The 18,054-nt window shown below is 60.5% G+C and carries 17 protein-coding genes; 11 read left to right on the plus strand and 6 right to left on the minus strand.

What is annotated here, in order from left to right; all coding sequences use genetic code 11:
- Nucleotides 1–28: 28 nt before the first annotated feature.
- Together ACNHGR_RS20370 and ACNHGR_RS20375 are read left to right on the plus strand one after the other, a co-directional pair.
- On the plus strand, nt 29–1,354 hold the full coding sequence (locus ACNHGR_RS20370; protein ID WP_475288550.1) for an MFS transporter: 1,326 nt from the start codon (nt 29–31) through the stop codon (nt 1,352–1,354).
- Nucleotides 1,355–1,408: 54 nt separating this feature from the next.
- The gene (locus ACNHGR_RS20375; protein WP_475288551.1) at nt 1,409–1,603 is read left to right on the plus strand and encodes a hypothetical protein; all 195 of its coding nucleotides are present in this window, start codon (nt 1,409–1,411) and stop codon (nt 1,601–1,603) included.
- A 45-nt stretch (nt 1,604–1,648) separates the two neighbouring features.
- On the opposite strand, the gene ACNHGR_RS20380 is transcribed toward ACNHGR_RS20375, so the two are convergent.
- The 4 genes from ACNHGR_RS20380 to ACNHGR_RS20395 all read right to left on the minus strand — a co-directional run bounded on the left by ACNHGR_RS20380 (nt 1,649) and on the right by ACNHGR_RS20395 (nt 5,890).
- Nucleotides 1,649–2,674 (minus strand): MBL fold metallo-hydrolase, encoded by a 1,026-nt coding sequence (locus ACNHGR_RS20380; RefSeq protein ID WP_475288553.1) that lies wholly within the window; start codon nt 2,672–2,674, stop codon nt 1,649–1,651.
- Nucleotides 2,675–2,893: 219 nt separating this feature from the next.
- Nucleotides 2,894–4,075 (minus strand): L-talarate/galactarate dehydratase, encoded by a 1,182-nt coding sequence (locus tag ACNHGR_RS20385; protein WP_475288554.1) that lies wholly within the window; start codon nt 4,073–4,075, stop codon nt 2,894–2,896.
- 94 nt (nt 4,076–4,169) lie between these two features.
- A complete protein-coding gene (locus ACNHGR_RS20390) occupies nt 4,170–5,063 on the minus strand; it encodes a LysR family transcriptional regulator (RefSeq protein WP_475288555.1) in 894 nt (297 codons plus the stop codon).
- 164 nt (nt 5,064–5,227) lie between these two features.
- Nucleotides 5,228–5,890: a MarR family winged helix-turn-helix transcriptional regulator gene (locus ACNHGR_RS20395; protein WP_475288557.1), complete on the minus strand. Its 663-nt coding sequence runs from the start codon at nt 5,888–5,890 to the stop codon at nt 5,228–5,230.
- A 68-nt stretch (nt 5,891–5,958) separates the two neighbouring features.
- Between ACNHGR_RS20395 and ACNHGR_RS20400 the strand changes: the two genes are divergently transcribed.
- The 6 genes from ACNHGR_RS20400 (at nt 5,959) to ACNHGR_RS20425 (ending at nt 13,670) form a co-directional block, all read left to right on the plus strand.
- Nucleotides 5,959–8,883 carry a TonB-dependent receptor domain-containing protein gene (locus ACNHGR_RS20400; RefSeq protein ID WP_475288558.1) on the plus strand — a complete coding sequence of 975 codons (2,925 nt, stop codon included), beginning with the start codon at nt 5,959–5,961 and terminating at the stop codon, nt 8,881–8,883.
- A gap of 23 nt (nt 8,884–8,906) precedes the next feature.
- Complete coding sequence (locus tag ACNHGR_RS20405) at nt 8,907–10,322, plus strand: MFS transporter (RefSeq protein WP_475288560.1); 1,416 nt, start codon at nt 8,907–8,909, stop codon at nt 10,320–10,322.
- 14 nt (nt 10,323–10,336) lie between these two features.
- Entirely contained in the window at nt 10,337–11,251 is a 915-nt protein-coding gene (locus tag ACNHGR_RS20410; RefSeq protein WP_475288561.1) for a TauD/TfdA dioxygenase family protein, read from the plus strand.
- A 7-nt stretch (nt 11,252–11,258) separates the two neighbouring features.
- Complete coding sequence (locus ACNHGR_RS20415; RefSeq protein ID WP_475288563.1) at nt 11,259–12,233, plus strand: 2-hydroxyacid dehydrogenase; 975 nt, start codon at nt 11,259–11,261, stop codon at nt 12,231–12,233.
- Complete coding sequence (locus ACNHGR_RS20420) at nt 12,233–13,114, plus strand: kinase (RefSeq protein ID WP_475288564.1); 882 nt, start codon at nt 12,233–12,235, stop codon at nt 13,112–13,114. Before ACNHGR_RS20415 ends, ACNHGR_RS20420 begins: the two co-directional genes overlap by 1 nt.
- 67 nt (nt 13,115–13,181) lie before the next feature.
- Nucleotides 13,182–13,670 (plus strand): DUF3237 domain-containing protein, encoded by a 489-nt coding sequence (locus tag ACNHGR_RS20425; protein WP_475288565.1) that lies wholly within the window; start codon nt 13,182–13,184, stop codon nt 13,668–13,670.
- A gap of 162 nt (nt 13,671–13,832) precedes the next feature.
- Here ACNHGR_RS20425 and ACNHGR_RS20430 read toward each other — a convergent pair whose 3' ends face one another.
- On the minus strand, nt 13,833–14,945 hold the full coding sequence (locus tag ACNHGR_RS20430; protein ID WP_475288566.1) for an ROK family protein: 1,113 nt from the start codon (nt 14,943–14,945) through the stop codon (nt 13,833–13,835).
- Nucleotides 14,946–15,498: 553 nt separating this feature from the next.
- Between ACNHGR_RS20430 and ACNHGR_RS20435 the strand changes: the two genes are divergently transcribed.
- Entirely contained in the window at nt 15,499–16,584 is a 1,086-nt protein-coding gene (locus tag ACNHGR_RS20435) for a tyrosine-type recombinase/integrase (RefSeq protein WP_475288567.1), read from the plus strand.
- A gap of 186 nt (nt 16,585–16,770) precedes the next feature.
- On the opposite strand, the gene ACNHGR_RS20440 is transcribed toward ACNHGR_RS20435, so the two are convergent.
- Nucleotides 16,771–16,968, minus strand: coding sequence for a helix-turn-helix transcriptional regulator (locus ACNHGR_RS20440; RefSeq protein WP_475288569.1), 198 nt, complete (start codon nt 16,966–16,968; stop codon nt 16,771–16,773).
- 286 nt (nt 16,969–17,254) lie between these two features.
- Here ACNHGR_RS20440 and ACNHGR_RS20445 point away from each other — a divergent pair, with 286 nt between their 5' ends.
- Nucleotides 17,255–17,533: a hypothetical protein gene (locus ACNHGR_RS20445; RefSeq protein ID WP_475288570.1), complete on the plus strand. Its 279-nt coding sequence runs from the start codon at nt 17,255–17,257 to the stop codon at nt 17,531–17,533.
- Nucleotides 17,497–17,811 carry a hypothetical protein gene (locus ACNHGR_RS20450; protein WP_475288571.1) on the plus strand — a complete coding sequence of 105 codons (315 nt, stop codon included), beginning with the start codon at nt 17,497–17,499 and terminating at the stop codon, nt 17,809–17,811. The genes ACNHGR_RS20445 and ACNHGR_RS20450 overlap by 37 nt, the downstream gene beginning before the upstream one ends.
- The last annotated feature ends 243 nt before the right edge of the window (nt 17,812–18,054 follow it).

An 18,054-nucleotide genomic window follows, 5' to 3' on the forward strand; every position in this document is an offset into this window, starting at 1 on the left:
CATTGCGGCGGATTGAGGGAGGAAGTGAATGGATTCGACAATGCGGACCGGGCGCATCCGCTGGACGGTATTGGCCATGCTGTTTGCCGTTACCGTCATCAACTATGCCGACCGCGCCACCCTGTCTCTGGCCGCACCGTCGCTCAGCCATGACCTTGGCATCGATCCGCTGCAACTGGGCATCGTCTTTTCCGCGTTCGGCTGGGCCTATGTAGCGGCGCAGTTGCCCGGCGGGTGGTTGCTGGACCGTTTCGGTGCTCCACGGGTCTATTTCTTTGCCATCATCCTGTGGTCGCTCTTCACCATGATGCAGGGCGGGGTGGTCTGGGCCAGCGGTGCGACGGCGATCACACTCCTGTTCGCCCTGCGCTTCATGGTCGGTTTTGCCGAAGCGCCGTCCTTTCCGGGCAATTCCCGCATCGTTGCGGCCTGGTTTCCGGCGAATGAACGCGGCACGGCGGCCGCGATCTTCAATTCCGCGCAATATTTCGCCACCGTGCTATTCGCGCCGATCATGGGCTGGATCATTTCCGGCTTCGGCTGGCCATGGGTCTTCATCTTCATGGGGATGGTCGGCCTGCTGTGCGCGGCCATCTGGACTCGGGTCGTCTATGAGCCGCGCAATCATCCGCGGCTGGGCGCCGCCGAATTGCAGATGATCGCGGATGGCGGCGGCATTGTCGATCCCGTCGTGCGAACGACGGACGGAACCGATGCCGCGCAGGACGGCGCGATGGTTGCCAAGTTCAGACTGCTGTTGGGCACCTCGACCCTGTGGGGCCTGTATCTGGGACAGTTCTTCATCAACACGCTGACTTATTTCTTCATCACCTGGTTTCCGGTCTATCTGGTCCAGGAACGAGGCCTGTCCATTATGAAGGCAGGTCTGTTTGCGACGGTGCCGGCGATATGCGGCTTTGCCGGTGGCGTTCTGGGAGGGATTTTTTCCGACTGGCTGTTGCGCCGGGGGATGAGCCTTACGGCCGCACGCAAGATACCGGTTGTCGGGGGCATGATGCTCGCGCTGGTCATCGTTGCCTGCAATTATGTCGACTCAAACGGCATGATCCTCTTGTTCATGAGCCTCGCCTTTCTGGGCAAGGGCATCGGCGCCCTGGGCTGGGCAGTCATGGCCGATGTCGCGCCGCGCGAATGTGCGGGGTTGAGTGGTGGCATCTTCAACATGTTCGGGAACCTGTCGTCCATCGCCACGCCGATTGTCATCGGCTTCATCCTGAAGGAAACCGGCTCTTTCGAGGTGGTGCTGATGCTGGTGGCCGGTTCCGCGCTGGCGGCTGCCCTCTGCTACCTGCTGCTGGTCGGGCGCATTCGCCGGCTGGAAATCGCGCGCTAACGCCGCAACGGCGGCGGGATGCCCCGGTGCCGCCGCCTGGCAAGGAACGGTCTGGTGAAATCGAAAATGCAGACGATACCGTCGCATCTGGTCCAGCATATGCGCGGGGCTTCTCCCGCCCGCACGGATGAAGGGCTTCAGGCGCGCTTTGGTATCAGCTATAACACATGGCGACGGATCGATGCGGGAGAGCCGATCCGCGCATCGGTGGCAGAGCGGCTGATGTCGCGACTGGCGCGCGATATGTGAAGGCGAAAAGGGGGCCTGCGCCATGTGGCGCCGGCCCCCTTTCGATCAATTGTCGGCCCGTGCGCCCACCCGCGCCAGCTGCACGGACGAACATTCCCGCATCACTCCCATATAGCGCTGGTAGCGATCGATGCCGTAGATATAGGGATTGGCGTCCTTGGGCATGGCATAGCGGATTAGCGCCTGCTTTTCGGTCGCTGCCATATGGACCGGGTGGTTTGTCACCAGCACATCGACGCCCGCAGCCTTGGTCAGCCCCTGCCAGCGGGTCAGCGAGGCAATTTGCTGCCTGATCGCCTGTTCCTCACGCCCGCCGCCAGTACCACCCATCAACCCGGCCATATGCCGTTTGCCATGGTCGAAGACGGGAAAGATCAGAGACAATGTGCCTGGGGTATGGCCCGGCGTAACGTACAGCTTGATGCTGGTTCCGCCCAGGTCGATGCGGTCGCCATCCTTCGCCGCTATGTCGCGCCGGGGCGGCGTCAGGCCGGCGAAGGGGCTGCCGGGCTGCGCCGGTTGCTCGATCATGGGCCAGTCCTGCGCAGACGCCACGATCTTGGCGCCATATTGATGCTGCAGATATTGTGCGCCACCCCAATGGTCGCCATGGCCATGGGTGATGATGACATAGCGCAGCCGCTGCGGGTCCAGCCCGACGGCTTTCATATTGGGGATCAATATGTCCCGTGCTTCGGCCATATTGTTGAGGGCATCGATCAGGATGATGCCGTCCGGCGTGTCGATGGCATAGGCGGACACGGCATTCTGGCCGACCGAATAGAGATTTTCGAATATCCGCGTGGCCGGGACCAGCCCGTCATGCTGGACACCTGAAACCTGCGTCTTGTCCATCGGACTGATAAGGCAGCGCCACTGCATGTCCGCCATCAAATCCTGTCCGGCGATATGGCGGGCCGCCGAAAGATGACGCGCAACAGCGTCGCGATCTTCCTTTGGATAAGCGGTCTGGGTGTCGTAACTGGCCGGGGGCTGCTCGGCGAAAGCCAGGCTGGCAGTCCCGCCGATTGCCAGCGTGCATCCCAATATCAGGGCGTCTACTCTCCTCATCGGCTGTCCTTCTTCCTGGTGCCTTATGGAGCCTTTGGATTATTCCATAAGTCCTGCGGCATCCACCGCCATGCCATGTCTTGTGACTATCGATCCATAGGCGCGGGACATCGATCGCGGCAGGGCCGCGCAACCGGCACATGGCAACGGGCAAGGAAGAAGACAGCGAAAAGCCTCCGCTTCCGCGGGGGAAGCGGAGGCTCATAGTGCGGGAAAGGGTCAGCGCGTGACGGTTTCTTCCGCGACCGTCCAGGCGCGGGCCTGATCGCTCAGCGATATGCCGATGCCAGGGCGGGATGGCACGACCATGCGGCCATCCTTCAGCATCATGCGTTCGTTGAACAGCGGCTCCAGCCAGTCGAAATGTTCGACCCAACTGTCATGCGGATAGGCGGCAGCCAGATGGACGTGCAGTTCCATGAAGAAATGCGGCGCCAGCTTCATATGCTTCTGCTCTGCCATGGTCATGATCTTCAGGAACTGGGTAATGCCCCCGACACGCGGCGCGTCCGGCTGGATGAAGTCGACCGCATCCATCCGGATCAGTTCCAGATGCTCCTGCGCGCTGGACAACATCTCGCCGGATGCGACTGGGGTGTCGAGTGCGGCGGCAAGTTGCGCATGGCCCTGCGCGTCGTAGGCATCCAGCGGTTCCTCGATCCAGACCAGGTTGAACTGCTCCATCACCCGGCCGATGCGCAGGGCGGTAGGACGATCCCATTGCTGGTTGGCGTCGACCATCAAGGGGAAATCGCCCAACGCGTCGCGGACCGCCGCGACCCGCCGCAAATCTTCCATCGGGTCGGGCTGACCGACCTTCAGCTTGATCCCGCCAATGCCATCGGCAATCGCTCGCTGGCAATTGTCGAGCACTTCCTCGATAGGCGACGACAAGAAGCCGCCTGACGTGTTGTAGCAGCGCACCGTATCCTTGTGCGCGCCAATCAGCTTGGCGAGCGGCAGGCCGGCTCGCTTTGCCTTCATGTCCCACAGCGCGATGTCGAAGGCTGCGATCGCTTGCGTGGCAAGGCCGCTGCGGCCCACCGATGCCCCCGCCCAGACCAGCTTGGTCCACAGCCTAGCTATGTCGCTCGGGTCTTCACCGATCAGATTGGGCGCAATTTCGCGGGCGTGGGCATATAGGCCGGGGCCGCCCGCCCGCTTGGAATAGCTCACGCCCAGGCCATGATGTCCGCCCTCGCTTTCGATCTCCACGAACAGAAAGGCGACCTCTGTCAGGGGTGTTTGTCGGCCGGTCAAAACCTTGGCATCGCTAATCGGCCGCTTGAGCGGCAGGAAGGCGAGTGAAAGCCGGATCGCCTCTATGCGATCAAGCGTTGCCACATCGGCAGGGAAACCGGCCTGCGGGGGATTTGCCGGGATGATACGGTCCTCGAACATGCGCCTCTCCTGTTATCGACACTATGGGTCGATTAAGGCGCGGATCGCATGCGGTCCAAACGCGATTTTGCATCTGATCGATGCAATTCATGCATCAACTTTCCATCATGCCCATCAATTCGATCAGCGAGCGGGCAAGGTCGTTGATCGGCTTTCTATGCCGTATCGCATGCCATTCCGCCCGCTGCGGTATCGCCAGGGGCTTGAAGAGCAAATTGTCGAAGGCGGCGTTCGCGCTGCCCGCCGGCACGATGGCGACGCCTATGCCGGTGCTGACAAGCGCCAGGATGGAGTGGGTGCGCGACATGCTCTGGACGATATAAGGCGTAACGCCGGTGTCGTTGAACAGGCCAGCGATGAGGTCGCGCAGATACAGGCCACCCTGCGAATAGGCGACGAAGGCTTCGCCATCCAGATCCTTGATCGCGGGGCGCCGCTTGCCGGACAGGCGATGCCCGGCCGGCATGACGAGCGCCAGCGGTTCGCCGAACACGCAGGACATCGACAATTCGTCCTCATGGGGCAGTGGGCGGACCAGCCCGACATCCAGTCTATGGAAGGCGACTTCGCGCATCTGCTCGCGTGAGTTGAGTTCGGTGAAGCGGATGCTGACATCGGGCCATAGACTGCGGGTCTTTTCCACCAGCCTGGGGATCAACGCATAGGTTGCCGCCCCGTCAAAGCCGACCGAAATACTTCCGGCCAGCGCGCCCGACGCCTTGCGCACGGCCTGTCGCGCGACTTCCATCTGTTCCAGCAGCCGTTCGACCTCCGGCAGGAAGGCATGGCCTGCGGGTGTCAATTCGACCCGCCGGTCGTCGCGCCGAAACAAGGTGCCGCCCACATCCGCCTCAAGTTGCTGGATTCTGCGGCTTAGGGCGGGCTGGGTAATGAACAGTTCGTGCGCGGCGCGCCCGAAATGACGAACCCGCGCGAGGGTTGCGAAGGATTTGAGCTGGGCATGGTCGAACATCGCAACAGTCAGCATGCCAGTCCGCCGGGCTTGTCGCAATCCATGCAGGCGCGGCGGACAAATGCGCTGTCGTGCAGATTTAGAGACGCGCCAGATTCTGCGTTCGCCCGCATAGCTGTAGGGTAGGTCCAAGCATTAGCGTGCCGATAGCCAGCCGATGTGCCGCGTTCAGCCGGATCTCACCCTTCGTCCGCACCCGTTGCGTTCGAAATTCCTACGACGATCGCTTCCAGGACACGGGTGGCAAGGCGCATATCCTCCTCGCTCAAGTCCGCGAAGACAGACGTTCTGATTTCGGAAAGCACCGGCTGAACCTTTTCCACCACCTCAATCCCTGCCGGGGTAATTTCGATATAGCGGGATCGCTTGTCGGTCGGATTTTCGACCCGGCGGATCAGACCGTCCGCTTCCAGCGAATTGAGCGTGCGAATCAACGGGGGCCATTGAATGGCAAGGCGTGCAGACAATAAAGATGTCGTTATCGGCGGCGTCGCAACACTGAGCACGAACAGGGTCTGCCAGCGCGATCGCGATTGCCCGGTTGCCGCCAGCATCCGGCTTTCGACATGATTGCCCCAACGCCGGGCCGACAAGGACAGAATACGTGTCAGGCGAAATTCGATATCGTCCCGGGATCCTTCCGGAAAATAGGCGCGATACTGCGGAGTCGTGCTGTCGAAGGGATCTGCCGCAGTGGGTGTGTCAGAGGACATGCCGGTTCCATTGCTAAAGCGGACCAACCCATGTCGTGCCCACATTTCCGTCTTTAGCGACGCCAGAGAGCATCTGCCAAACGCCAATTCGCCTTCATTTTTCGCGCGCTTGAAGCGCGCTGTTGACAATATATGTACCTAGATACATAAATTCCGCATTGAGGCCGCAAAAGAAGGCCGGGAGAGGGAGCTTGAAGATGCGACTGAGCACGCAAAGCATGCGGACAAGTGCGAGTGGCCTGGCCATGATCGGCGCGATGATTATGCTATCCCCATACATCGCCGCCGCGCAGGATATGTCTCCGTCGGGACAGGTGACGGATCGGCAATCGACCGACGAGAGCCTGCCTCCGCCGGCTGGCCCGGATGTGCCGGTAAACGACATTGTCGTGACCGGCACCCGTCTGGGCTCCAATTTCAACGCGCCGACGCCGGTCACGTCGATCGGCGCCGAACGGCTCGCTGCGCTGGGTATCAACAATGTCGGCGAAGCGCTCAATCAATTGCCCAGTTTCCGTGCGTCGAGCGGTCCTGCGGCGCAGGCCAATCTTGGTGGCAATATTGGTGCCCGCCTGCTCGACCTGCGCGGCCTGGACCCGCAACGTACGCTGGTGCTGGTCGACGGCAAGCGGTTCGTGCCGAGCACGACCCAAGGATCGGTCGATACCAACCTGATCCCATCGTCCCTGCTGCGCACGGTCGATGTCGTCACTGGCGGCGCGTCAGCCGCCTATGGTTCGGATGCCGTTGCCGGCGTCGTGAACTTCGTCCTCGACCGCAAGAAGACAGGGCTGGACGGCGAATTCAGCGCGGGCGTCTCGCAACGCGGCGATGATGGCAATATGTTCGCCAGCCTGTCGGGCGGTACGAGTTTGACCGACCGCATTCATGTGATCGGTGCTGTCGAATATGAAAAGCTGGAAGGGCTGGGCAATTGTACCAGCAGAAGCTGGTGCAACAGCCAGACGCTGATCCTGGGCAATACGCCGGGTGCCGGAGGGCTGCCCGCAAATCTTATCGTGGGCGGCGTCAACACATCAACGATGACGCCTGGTGGCCTGATCAACCGATCCTACAATGCGGCTGGCCAGGTGATCGGCACGACCGCGACGGACCCATTGCGGGGCACGAAGTTCCTGGCGGATGGCACGCCGGGGCAATTTCAATATGGCACGCTGGTTGGCCCGCTTTTCATGCTGGGTGGTGAAGGGCAGGGGCGCAACGGCTTCATTTCCGCCTTGCGGCTCAAGGTCCCGCTGGAGCGGGTGTCGTCCTATGGTGCGTTGACCGCGGAACTGACAGACGATGTGACGTTGACGGCGGACCTGTCCTATGGCCGGGTAAAGGGCACCGTCGACGGCGCGATCTTCCGCGACTTCAACGGTACGCTGATGGGACGGATCAAGCGTGACAATCCGTTCATTCCGAGTTCGGTTGCAGCTACGATGGATGCCAATGGCGTGGCGTCCTTCGTCCTGGGCAAGGCCGCCTTTGACCTTGGTCCTGGCCGGGCGACGTCCACGACCGAAACCTATCGCGGCGTTCTGGGCGTCGAAGCGAAGCTGAGCGATCGCTGGACAGCTAGTGCCTTCTATCAATATGGCCGCACCAACTTCACGCAGCGAGCGACGAACCTCGTCAATCTGGCCAATCTGCTGAAGGCGACCGATGCCGTGCGATCTGGCGGACAGATTATGTGCCGGGTCAATGCCGATGCCAGCACGGCCAATGACGACCCTGCCTGCGCGCCATTCAATCCTTTTGGGGAAGGCAATTACAGTCAGGCCTCGGTCAATTATATTACCGGCAACGGGCTGCAACGTACGGTGAACGAACAGCATGTCGCCGGTGTGGATGTGCGCGGCGAACTGTTCGATCTGCCGGCCGGTCCCGTTACCGTCGCCGTGGGCGCGGAATATCGGCGGGATACCGTCGACGGCATGGCCGATGCCATTTCGGCAGCCAACGGCTTCTACTCGCTGAATGGCTCGGCGCTCAACGGCGGCGTGACCGTGAAGGAAGCCTTTGGTGAAATCGCCATTCCCGTCCTGCGGGATTCGGCGGCGGGCCATGCGCTTGATCTGAATGGTGCGATACGCCGGACCCATTATAGCACGACCGGGTCAGTTACGACCTGGAAGGGCGGCCTTGTCTATGAACCGGTCGAAGGCATCCGGCTGCGTGGTACGCGTTCGCGCGATATCCGGGCGCCCAACATCTTCGAACTATTTGGTCCCCAGACTCGCCGCTCGATCGGCCTGTCGGACCCGCTCAATGGTGGCCTGCAAACCAATCCGTTCGTCGTCACCGGCTCCAATCCGGATCTGTCGGTGGAGAAGGCGGATAGCTGGACGATCGGCGCGGTGATTGCGCCGCGGACCGGTTTCCTTCAGCGGATGCGCCTGTCCGTCGACTATTATAACATCAAGGTGGCGGATGCGATCGGCGCGCTGGGTGCCCAGACGTTGGTCAACCGTTGCGCGCAGGGGGCAACGAACTTCTGTAGCCAGATCACGCGGGACGCCGACAATCAGATTGTCGAAGTGCGCGACGTCATCCTCAACTCCAATGCGCTCAAGACCAGCGGCTATGACATTGAAGTTCAGTATCGCCAGCCGATCGGCGCGTTGGGCGAAATCAACGCCCAGTTGATCGCCAACATCACCAACGAACTGACCACTGTCGATTCACTGGGGGCCGTCGATCGTGCTGGCCAGACGGGCGTGCGCACGGGCACCATTGCGGGCGTCCCCGATTATGTGCTGGACGGCGTCCTCACCTGGACGACGGGTCGGTTCCAGTTGACTGGCCATGGTCGGTACATACCGTCCGGCATTTACTGGACGAATTTCGTCGGCCCCGATCAGGACGGTTATTCGGTTACTGCTGTGAACAGCGTCGATGACAATCGCGTACCCAGTCGCTTCTATCTCGACCTGACGGCGCGGTTGAATCTGGAGGCCGGCAATGGTCGGACATTCCAGCTTTTCGCGACGGTGAACAATGTGCTTGATCGCGACCCACCCGCCATTCCTGGCCCCTCGGGCGGCACCAACCAGATATTGTTCGATCCGGTCGGTCGCGCGTTCAAGGTCGGTGCCCGTTTTCACTTCGGCGGATAATCCACAGGATCGGGATAGCCAGGATGACGACCGCAGTTGACGATGCCCCCCCCGTTACCATCCAGGTAACCGACGTGATCGAACGTCAAAGGATGAATGCGTTCGTCATTCGCCTGATCGTGATTTCATGGACCGTAACCTTCCTCGACGGTTTCGACATGCTCGTCATCTCATTCGTCGCGCCCTATCTGCGCGATGGATTTGGAGCGGATGCGATTTCGCTGGGCGAATTATTTGCGGTCGGCGTCTTCGGCGCGATGCTGGGCGGCATCGCCTTCGGCTGGCTTGGCGACCGTTTTGGCCGTCGACCGATCATCATCGCATCGGTCGCGGCCTTCGGCGCGACCAGCATGGCGATGGCTTTGGCGCCGGATATGCAGGCGCTGATGGCATTGCGCTTCCTGAACGGGGTCGCGCTGGGTGGGCTTATGCCGCTCGCCTGGGCGCTCAACATCGAATATGTACCGGGCCGCTACCGGGCGACTGTCGTGACCGTCATCATGATGGGCTATACGCTGGGCGGGGTCGTTGCCGGGCCAGCTACGGTCTGGCTGGCGCCGCATTTTGGCTGGCAGTCCGTATTCCTGATTTCGGGCATTGCGACGATGCTGCTCATTCCGCTTCTGGTTGTCTTGCTCCCGGAATCCGCGCGCTATCTCGCCGTAAAGCGGCGCTCTCCCGAAAAGATTGCCAAAGCGCTCAATGCGCTGGAGCCGGGATTGGGGGCACGGGCGCAGGACGAATTCATCGTCCGGGATGAAGCCGCCGCACCGGCCGGGCAGAATTTCCATCTTTCCATCTTGTTCAAGGGGGATTTGCGACCGATCACCGCGTTGCTCTGGCTCGCCTATATCGGCAGTTCGATGGCGGTCTATTTCAAGTCCAACTGGGGCCCGATCATTTTTGAGGATGTCGGTTTTACCCGGACCCAGGCGGCGATGATTATGTCGGTCAGTTCGATCGGTGGTTCGCTCGCCGGACTGGCGCTGATGCGCTTCACGGATCGGATCGGACCGGTTGCGATCGCTTTCTACCCCATGTTTGCCGCGCCGTTGCTGTTGCTCATGGGGCTGGCTCCCGTCTCCTTGCAGGGACTTGCCGCCTTTTCTCTGCTCAGCATGGCGATGATTAGCGGGACGCATTTCGGCATGCATTCCATCGCCGGCATTTTCTATCCCAGTGCCATCCGCGCCAATGGCGCTGGCTGGGCGACGTCGATCGCCAAGATCGGCTCCATCTTCGCGCCATTGCTGGGGGGCTATCTGCTCGCCAGCAACATGCCGCCGCGCCTGCTGTTTGTGCTGCTGGCCGTCACGCCGCTGATGACCGCCATGTCGCTGCTGTTGCTGGCCCGCGTGGGGCGCCGCCGTCTGCCCTCCATTTCCAATCCCACCGAACATGTCGTCCTTCCGGCACAGGCCGTGACGACGAAGCCATAGAAGGAAACCAGAAAATGCCCTTGACTGCCACCCCCATCACACCCCGTTTCGGTGCGGAAATTTCCGGCATCGACGTCAGCAAGCCGATCAGCGACGCAGACTTCGCGCAAATCAAGGATGCGATGAACCAATGGGGCGTCTGCGTCATTCGCGGCACGGGCTTCGATAATATGTCGCATGTGGCCTTCAGCCGCCACTTCGGCCATCTGGAAACGGCGCCGGCCGTCAAGAATCGTCCACGCCGCCACCCGGACACCCCGGAAATCTTCGACGCCAGCAACCTCACGCCGGCGGGCGAGATACTGGTCGATGAGAATATGGTGCTGCACAAGAAGGGCGATCGCCTGTGGCACACCGACTCCTCCTTCATGGACATGCGTTCGGCCTATTCGCTGCTGCTGGCTTATGAGGTGCCCAAGGAGGGCGGGCTTACATATTTCGCGGATATGCGTTCCGCCTATGAAGATCTGCCCGATAATATCCGGCAACAGATCGACACGCTGAAGGCCGATCATTCGCTCTGGTATTCGCGTCTGCTCGCCGGCTTCCCGATCACCGAAGCAGAAATTGACGGCCGCCCCAAAGCCCGTCAGCCTATGATCATGCCGCAGGAAGCAACGGGACGAACGGCCATCTATATCGGCAGCCACGCGATGGATGTGGCGGATATGCCCCGGGATGAAGGCCGGGCGCTAATCAAATATCTGATCGAGTTTGCGACCCAGCCCCAATATACGTTCGGGGTGTCCTATCAGCCCGGCGATCTTGTCATCTGGGACAATCTGACCACCATGCATCGTGGCGGCGATTTCGATATTTTCAACGAGCGCCGCGACATGCGTCGGACGACTGTGCGCGAAGGCGATGCGCCCGAGCATGCCGACGACCCGTTCACCGCCTATTTCTCGGCCTCCAGTCCAGCGAATTGATTCCGTCGTGACAAGCAACAAGCCCCGAATATTGGTTACGCGCAAATGGCCCGAACGGGTCGAGGCGCTTATCGCGGCGCGCTACGACGCAACCTTCAACATCGGCGACAGGCCGCTTGACGAAGCTGCCCTCATCGCGGCGATGCGTGATTATGACGCCATATGCCCCACCATTACCGACCGGCTGCATGGCGGCCTGCTGGGCGTGGAGGGGCGGCGGGTCCGGATGATCGCCAACTATGGTGCGGGCCATGAACATATCGATCTGACAGCGGCCCGATCCGCCGGCCTGATCGTCACCAATACGCCGGGTGTCCTGACCGATGCGACGGCGGACATCGCCATCACGCTGATGCTGATGACGTCACGTCGCGCGGGCGAAGGCGAGCGGGAACTGCGCGCCGGCCAATGGACTGGCTGGCGGCCGACGCACCTGCTGGGCACCAGTCTGCAAGGCAAGGTGCTAGGGCTGGTCGGCTTTGGCCGGATTGCACAAGCCATGGCGAAACGCGCACGCTTTGGTTTCGGCATGGAGATCGTCTATTATTCGCGCCGTCCAGGCGCGCAAGCTGATGTCGAGCATCTGGGCGCGCGCTATGTCGGATCACTGGGTGAGATGGTCGCGCAATGCGATTTTGTGTCGCTGCATATTCCGGGCGGCGCAGAGACGCGCAATATCATCAATGAGGACATATTTGCCCGGATGCCCTCGCATGCGATCCTCATCAATACTGCGCGCGGTGACGTGGTGGACGAGGACGCCCTGGCCACAGCGCTCGAATCTGGCGCGATCGCCGGGGCCGGCCTCGACGTGTTCGTCGGCGAACCTAAATTGTGCCAACGTCTGATTGATGCGCCCAACACCGTTCTCTTGCCGCATCTTGGCAGCGCAACGCGTGAAACGCGCGAGGCTATGGGCATGCGGGCCCTCGCCAACCTGGACGATTGGCGGGAAGGCCGCGTGCCCCGGGACAGTCTGTAATGCCGATGACGATCGATGAACTGATCGACGTCGAGCGGTTGCCATCATCCTACAAGGCAACGGTCGATCGCTGGTGGCGCCCCTTGGCAGAACAGATCGCCCGGTGGCGCCAGTTGGCCGGACGAACCCTGGTCGTGGGCGTGAATGGCGCGCAGGGCAGCGGCAAATCCACGCTTTGCCGCTTTCTGCAATCCGCTCTCCTTCCCGACCATGGTCTTTCCTCAGCCACGCTATCGCTCGACGATCTCTATCTGCCACGCTCTGCAAGAGAGCTGCTTGCGGACGACGTGCATCCGTTGTTCCTGACACGTGGTGTGCCCGGCACCCATGATGTCGATCTGGGGACGGCTGTGCTGGAGCAGTTGGCGACTGGACGGGGGGCATTGATCCCGCGTTTCAGCAAGGCGCTCGACGACCGGTTGCCCCCGTCCAACTGGACGGATCAGGCCGGCGGGGCGGATGTGATCTTCTTTGAAGGCTGGTGCGTCGGCGCGGGGCCGCAGGATGCCGCCACGCTGACGACCCCGCTCAACGTGCTGGAAGCGGAGGCCGATCCGCACGCTATCTGGCGCCGCCATGTCAATGCTGCACTTGAAACATCCTATGCCCGATGGTTTTCGCATATCGATCGTCTGGTGATGCTCAAGCCGCCATCCTTCGATCATGTCCTGCGCAATCGCCTGCTTCAGGAGAGGAAGCTGCGCGCCGTGATGCCGGACGCACCTGGCATCATGGATGACGCAGCATTGCAGCGTTTCGTCAGCCATTATGAGCGGTTGACGCGGCACATGTTCGTGGACCTGCCCGATCGTGCGGATGTCCTCTTCGAACTGGATGAAAACCAGAATGTGCGATCCGGCCGGGGTCTGTCCTGTCGATAGGGCACCGTTGCCGATAGCATCAAGATATCGTGTCGGAGCATCGTGCGATTGAAGGGAGTGGAAGACCATGTCATCTGAAGAGGCATTGCCCGTCGACATCGCCCAGCCGGGACTGGAGTTCGTCTATGCGGCGCAGGCGGAACTGGGTGATCCAATCGCTATCGGTGATACGCCCGATGGCGTGCGCAGGATCATTCCGATCCTCTCCGGCATGGTCGAAGGGCCGAATATCCGGGGGCGCATCCTTGGTGGTGGCAGCGATTGGCAGGTGCTGAGGCCAGATGGCGTGACCGTGGCGGACGCAACCTATGCGATGGAAGCCTACGACGGAACGATCATTCAGATACGCAATCGCGGTTTGCGGCATGGCCCGCCTGATATCATGCGCCAGCTTGCCAGCGGCGAGGAGGTCGATCCCGCAGCTTATTATTTTCGGACTGTTCCGGAGTTCATCGCGCCTGCCGGTCCCCACGACTGGTTGAACCGTAGCATCTTCATCTGTGCCGGGGCGCGTTATCCTGCATCCATACGCCTTTGGGTCTGGCGCGTGATCTGATCGGGAAAGGGACTGGCCACGGCGGATAGGAATCGATCCTCGCCGGGATGGCGGAACTCCAAGCGGCAGCGTGAACCCAGGCGGACAATCCGGATCGAGCGGATGCGTCAGAAGCGCAGTTCCAAACAGACTCTTAGACCGACATCGTTTTAGTCAGCTCGTTCACATTTCTGCGGACAAGGCATGAATAGGCAATAGCGCAGCGCCGAAGGTGATGGGCGAACCATGGAGATTGGATATCCGGATGGGCGGTCGGTTTTGATGGATCGTCGTGACGAGGTCTGCGCGGTGCAGGCGATCTGCCAGCCCTTTTAGAATGGCCGGCGGCAGAGTGCCTGCCAACACTATCGCACCCGGGTCCAGCCAGGCGAATGCCGTGTTGCAGACCGCTTCCAATTGCCCAGCCGCACGGTCGAGCCAGGCTTCGATGGTCGGGGCCTGATCCACGGCGTCAAAGTTGATGTCTGCAACGGATGACAGAGGACAGCCATTGCCACGGAGCATGGAGAGAAGGTCCAGCGGACTGGGACGCGGCAGGTGCCCGGGAAACAGGCAACCGATTTCGCCGGCCACACCATATTGGCCACGCACAAGTCGCCCGTCGACAATAACGCCCGCGCCTATGCCGAAGCCTAGCAGCAGGACAACAATGGTGGAGAAGTCCCTAAGAAGGTGGCCAAGATAATATTCGGCGATGGCAGCGGCATTCGCATCATTTTCGATCCATAATGGCCATCCCATTTCGGCCGAGAAAATTTCCCGGAGCGGGGCTCCTCGCCAGTTGGGCAGAACATCGACAACGCTCCATCTGTCTCCCGTCGGCGACAGGGACGGTCCAGGGACTGCAACGCCCAGGCCCAGCATCCGCCGTCCAAGCAGACCGTGCTGGTCCACCAGGGCATGCGTGATCCGCCGCACCCTCTGCGCAAAGCCACGAGGATCGATCGGCTCCACCGCTTCATGATGGGTGGCAATGGTGGCCCCGGTGAAATCGACCAGGGCAATGTCGAGAAAGCCTTTATGCGCTGTCGCACCGACGGCGTAACCGCCATGCCCGGCAAGGCGCAACGGAATGGCGGGGCGCCCCCGGCCTTGCGCTTCCGATCCTGGAACCTCCTCCACCAGGCTAAGGCTGAGCAGATCGCGAGACAGGCGTGTTAGCGCGGTACCGCTGATTTCCAGTTTGGCGGATAACTCGGAGCGGGACAGTGGCCCGGCTTTTCGCAGCATGTGGAGGATGCGCCGCTGGTCCTTGTCCAGATTAGGAAACTGCATGGCCGATGTCCGTCCCGATAAAAAGCGACGACCCGATATGTGGATTTAATTATTTTCACAATAAATAAAAAGTCGATCCGCAGTAATTCAAGGGTAACCAAAAACCGCAGATTTCTGCGGGTTTCAGTGGTGTGCAGCGAATGCCAAAGTAGTCAACGAAAAAATCGCGATAAAAAAAGCGATAAAAATCCTGTGCTAGTATGGCCTCAGGTATGGATTATGGTCTTGCTGCCCCAGCAAAATGCCCTCAAACGAAGGTTGAGGGATCGCAGTCCGCGTTAGCAGTCTGCCAATGTGTTGGCGACTAGCTGAGGCTCATACCAAAGATCGTAAATTAGAACCCTGCTCCCGCAACCAAATTAAGGTCCAAAAAGGCCAACAACGTCTCAAATAGACGTTGAAAAACAGCCTATTTTCATGCTGTTATCTCATGTAACATGATCTCACGCAGGATCATAACCGCCCAGGTGGTTACCATGAGATTTGTTGGTAAATTTGTTGGTGCAAGCGGCAGGATTTTAAGTCCCGCGCACGGTGTTCAGGAGACTGATCCGTGCTGACCGATACTATCATCCAATCCATTTTTCCTGTCGCCCGCCCCGTCAATAAAGCCGATGGTGGTGGTCTCAATATCTGCATTCTGCCCAATGGTCGGCGCGAGTGGCGGCTGTCCTATCGTTTTGATCACAAGCAGAAGAGCATCACCGGTGGAGACTATCCGCTCATGAGCATCGACCGCGCCCGTGTCTGGCGCGAGGAGATGAAAGCGGTTTTCGCCGGCGGGAATGATCCGGCCGACATCAAGCGACCGCTAAAATATGAGGACCAGGCCGAGCGGACGACGTTCCGTCAACTGGCCCAGGAATGGATCATCGCTAAGCGACCGGGATGGTCCGATCGCTACGCCGGCGTGACCGAGTGCCGGCTCGAAGCCGACATCTTTCCCACCATCGGCAAACTGTCTGTACGGTCGATCCTGCCACGCGACATGCTCGACGCTCTCAAGACCATTGAGGATCGCGGTGCTTTCGAGATGGCGCATCGGGTGCGGGCCTATTGCAATGAAATCTTCCGGTTCGGCATTCCCGATGGTCGTGTCCTCACGGATCTCTGTCGTGATCTCGGGACCGTGATGCGCAAGCGCGCGGCGGTCACGCACCGATCCAAGATACCGATCAAAGAATTGCCGCGCTTCTACGCGGCCCTCAACGCGGACACAGGTTCTCGGTTGAGCCACCTTGCCTTACGCTGGACGATTTTGACGATGGTCCGGACCACCGAAACCCGGCACGCGCAATGGAGCGAGTTTGAGGGACTGGGCGGGACTGAGCCGCTTTGGCGCATTCCGGCCGAACGGATGAAGATGCGGGTTGAGCATCTCGTGCCATTGGCACCGCAGGCGGTCGCGTTGCTCCGGGAAATCAAGGAACTCAACGTCTATGGCAAATATGGCAACGAGCGGTTTGGCCAATATCTGTTCCCGATGACAGGCAACCAGGGCGACACTATCAGCTCGAACCGCATGCTGGTCCTGCTTCAGCGGCTAGGGGGGGGGCGACAAGGCGACGGTACACGGGTTCGGTTCGATTGCCAGTACCGTGCTGAACGAGACAAGCCTGTTCAAGGCCGACTGGGTTGAACTTCAGTTGGCGCACGTACCCGGCGGCGTTCGTGCCGTCTACAATGCGGCGCGCTATCTGTCCCACCGTCGGCAGATGCTCGAATGGTGGGTGGACTATCTCGACAAAGCCGAACAGGCTTCGGCAGCGATTGCCATTGAGAAGGCAACGCCGGCAAAGCCCCCTGTCAGGGCGCTGGATTGGTTTCAGTCGTCCTGGTACGCGCTCGGCGCCTGCATCCAGAGTAATATCCGCGATAGGCGCCAGGCGACCGCTCTGGCACCTATCTTCTCTGGTGCCGGAAATCTACCCAGGTGAATGTCGCGATAGATTGACGCTTTGGGCTTTCCGGTTTTGTCCATCACCGCCCGCAACCGCAGGAACTGTTCGTTCTTCTCATCCATTTACAAACCAACCTATATTGTTGGCCTGCCCGCCTTCTTAACACGCCTCTCTAACATTGGGTTTTCAAGTAGGATCTGTAGGAGCCGAACTGGACCAATTCATCTATGACCGGGAAGGGGACTTTGTACTCGATCCGGTTTTGAGCGCCCTAGGGCGGGAAGCGGACATACCGGCGCGGGCCAATGGCAGCTTTGCGGGCGACTGCTGGGACACCGCGTAATTGATGTAGCCACCCTCGTGCATGGTACGAAGTCGCCTTGGCGCTTCAATGCAGGAGGGTGACCGATGTCGATTTATGCAGGATTGGATGTGAGTGATAAGACGACGCATATCTGCGTGGTCGATGCCGATGGTAAGGTTTTGCGGCGCGATGTTCTCGCCAGCGATCCCGATGTTTTGGCCAAGTGGCTCACCCGGCATTGTCCGGATATGCCGCCCCTGCTGGCGCTGGTGCAACTGGCGCGATGCCTGCGCTTTCCGAAAAATCCCGGGATGTCGAGCTCGCGGCGCGTCTTGCAGGGATCAGCGTGCGCGGCGCCGTCTCTATCCAGACCTATGGCTTGAACCGGCTAGCCCTGGTCCAGGAACGAACCCGGATCCTGCGACGGCTTGAGACATTGGGCTATATCGTGATCGAACTCTCCAGCGTCGCAGACGCTCTTGGCCAACTGACCCTGAGCACGGACGGCGATGTCGTTCTTCGGCAAAAGGCACAGGACCAGCTACGCGGCGTCGTTGCTCGCACGCTCGCCGATATTCGCGCCATGGCACAGCCCGATGCGCCGTTCTCGCGCATGGTCGCGGAGTGGATCGAGGCGTTCAAACGCGACATGGCGGTCTGAGCCGTGCGGCTGCTGCTCCAACCGAGGTTCGACATCATCATTTTGTTCGATGCCATATGCTCTAACAAGTCTGCCTCGTTCAGTGCGAAGCCGGAGCGCACGCCAGCGTCCTCGGTGAGCGCTGTGCGGAAGGCAAAGGACGGCATCAGAATATGGCCCATCGGCAAGGCGATGAACCACGATCTTAGATTTGGCAAGCGGGCGGTCGTCAGCTTCCGCCATCACCAGACGTTCACTGGAGCG

Source organism: Sphingobium sp. RS1 (assembly GCF_056156825.1).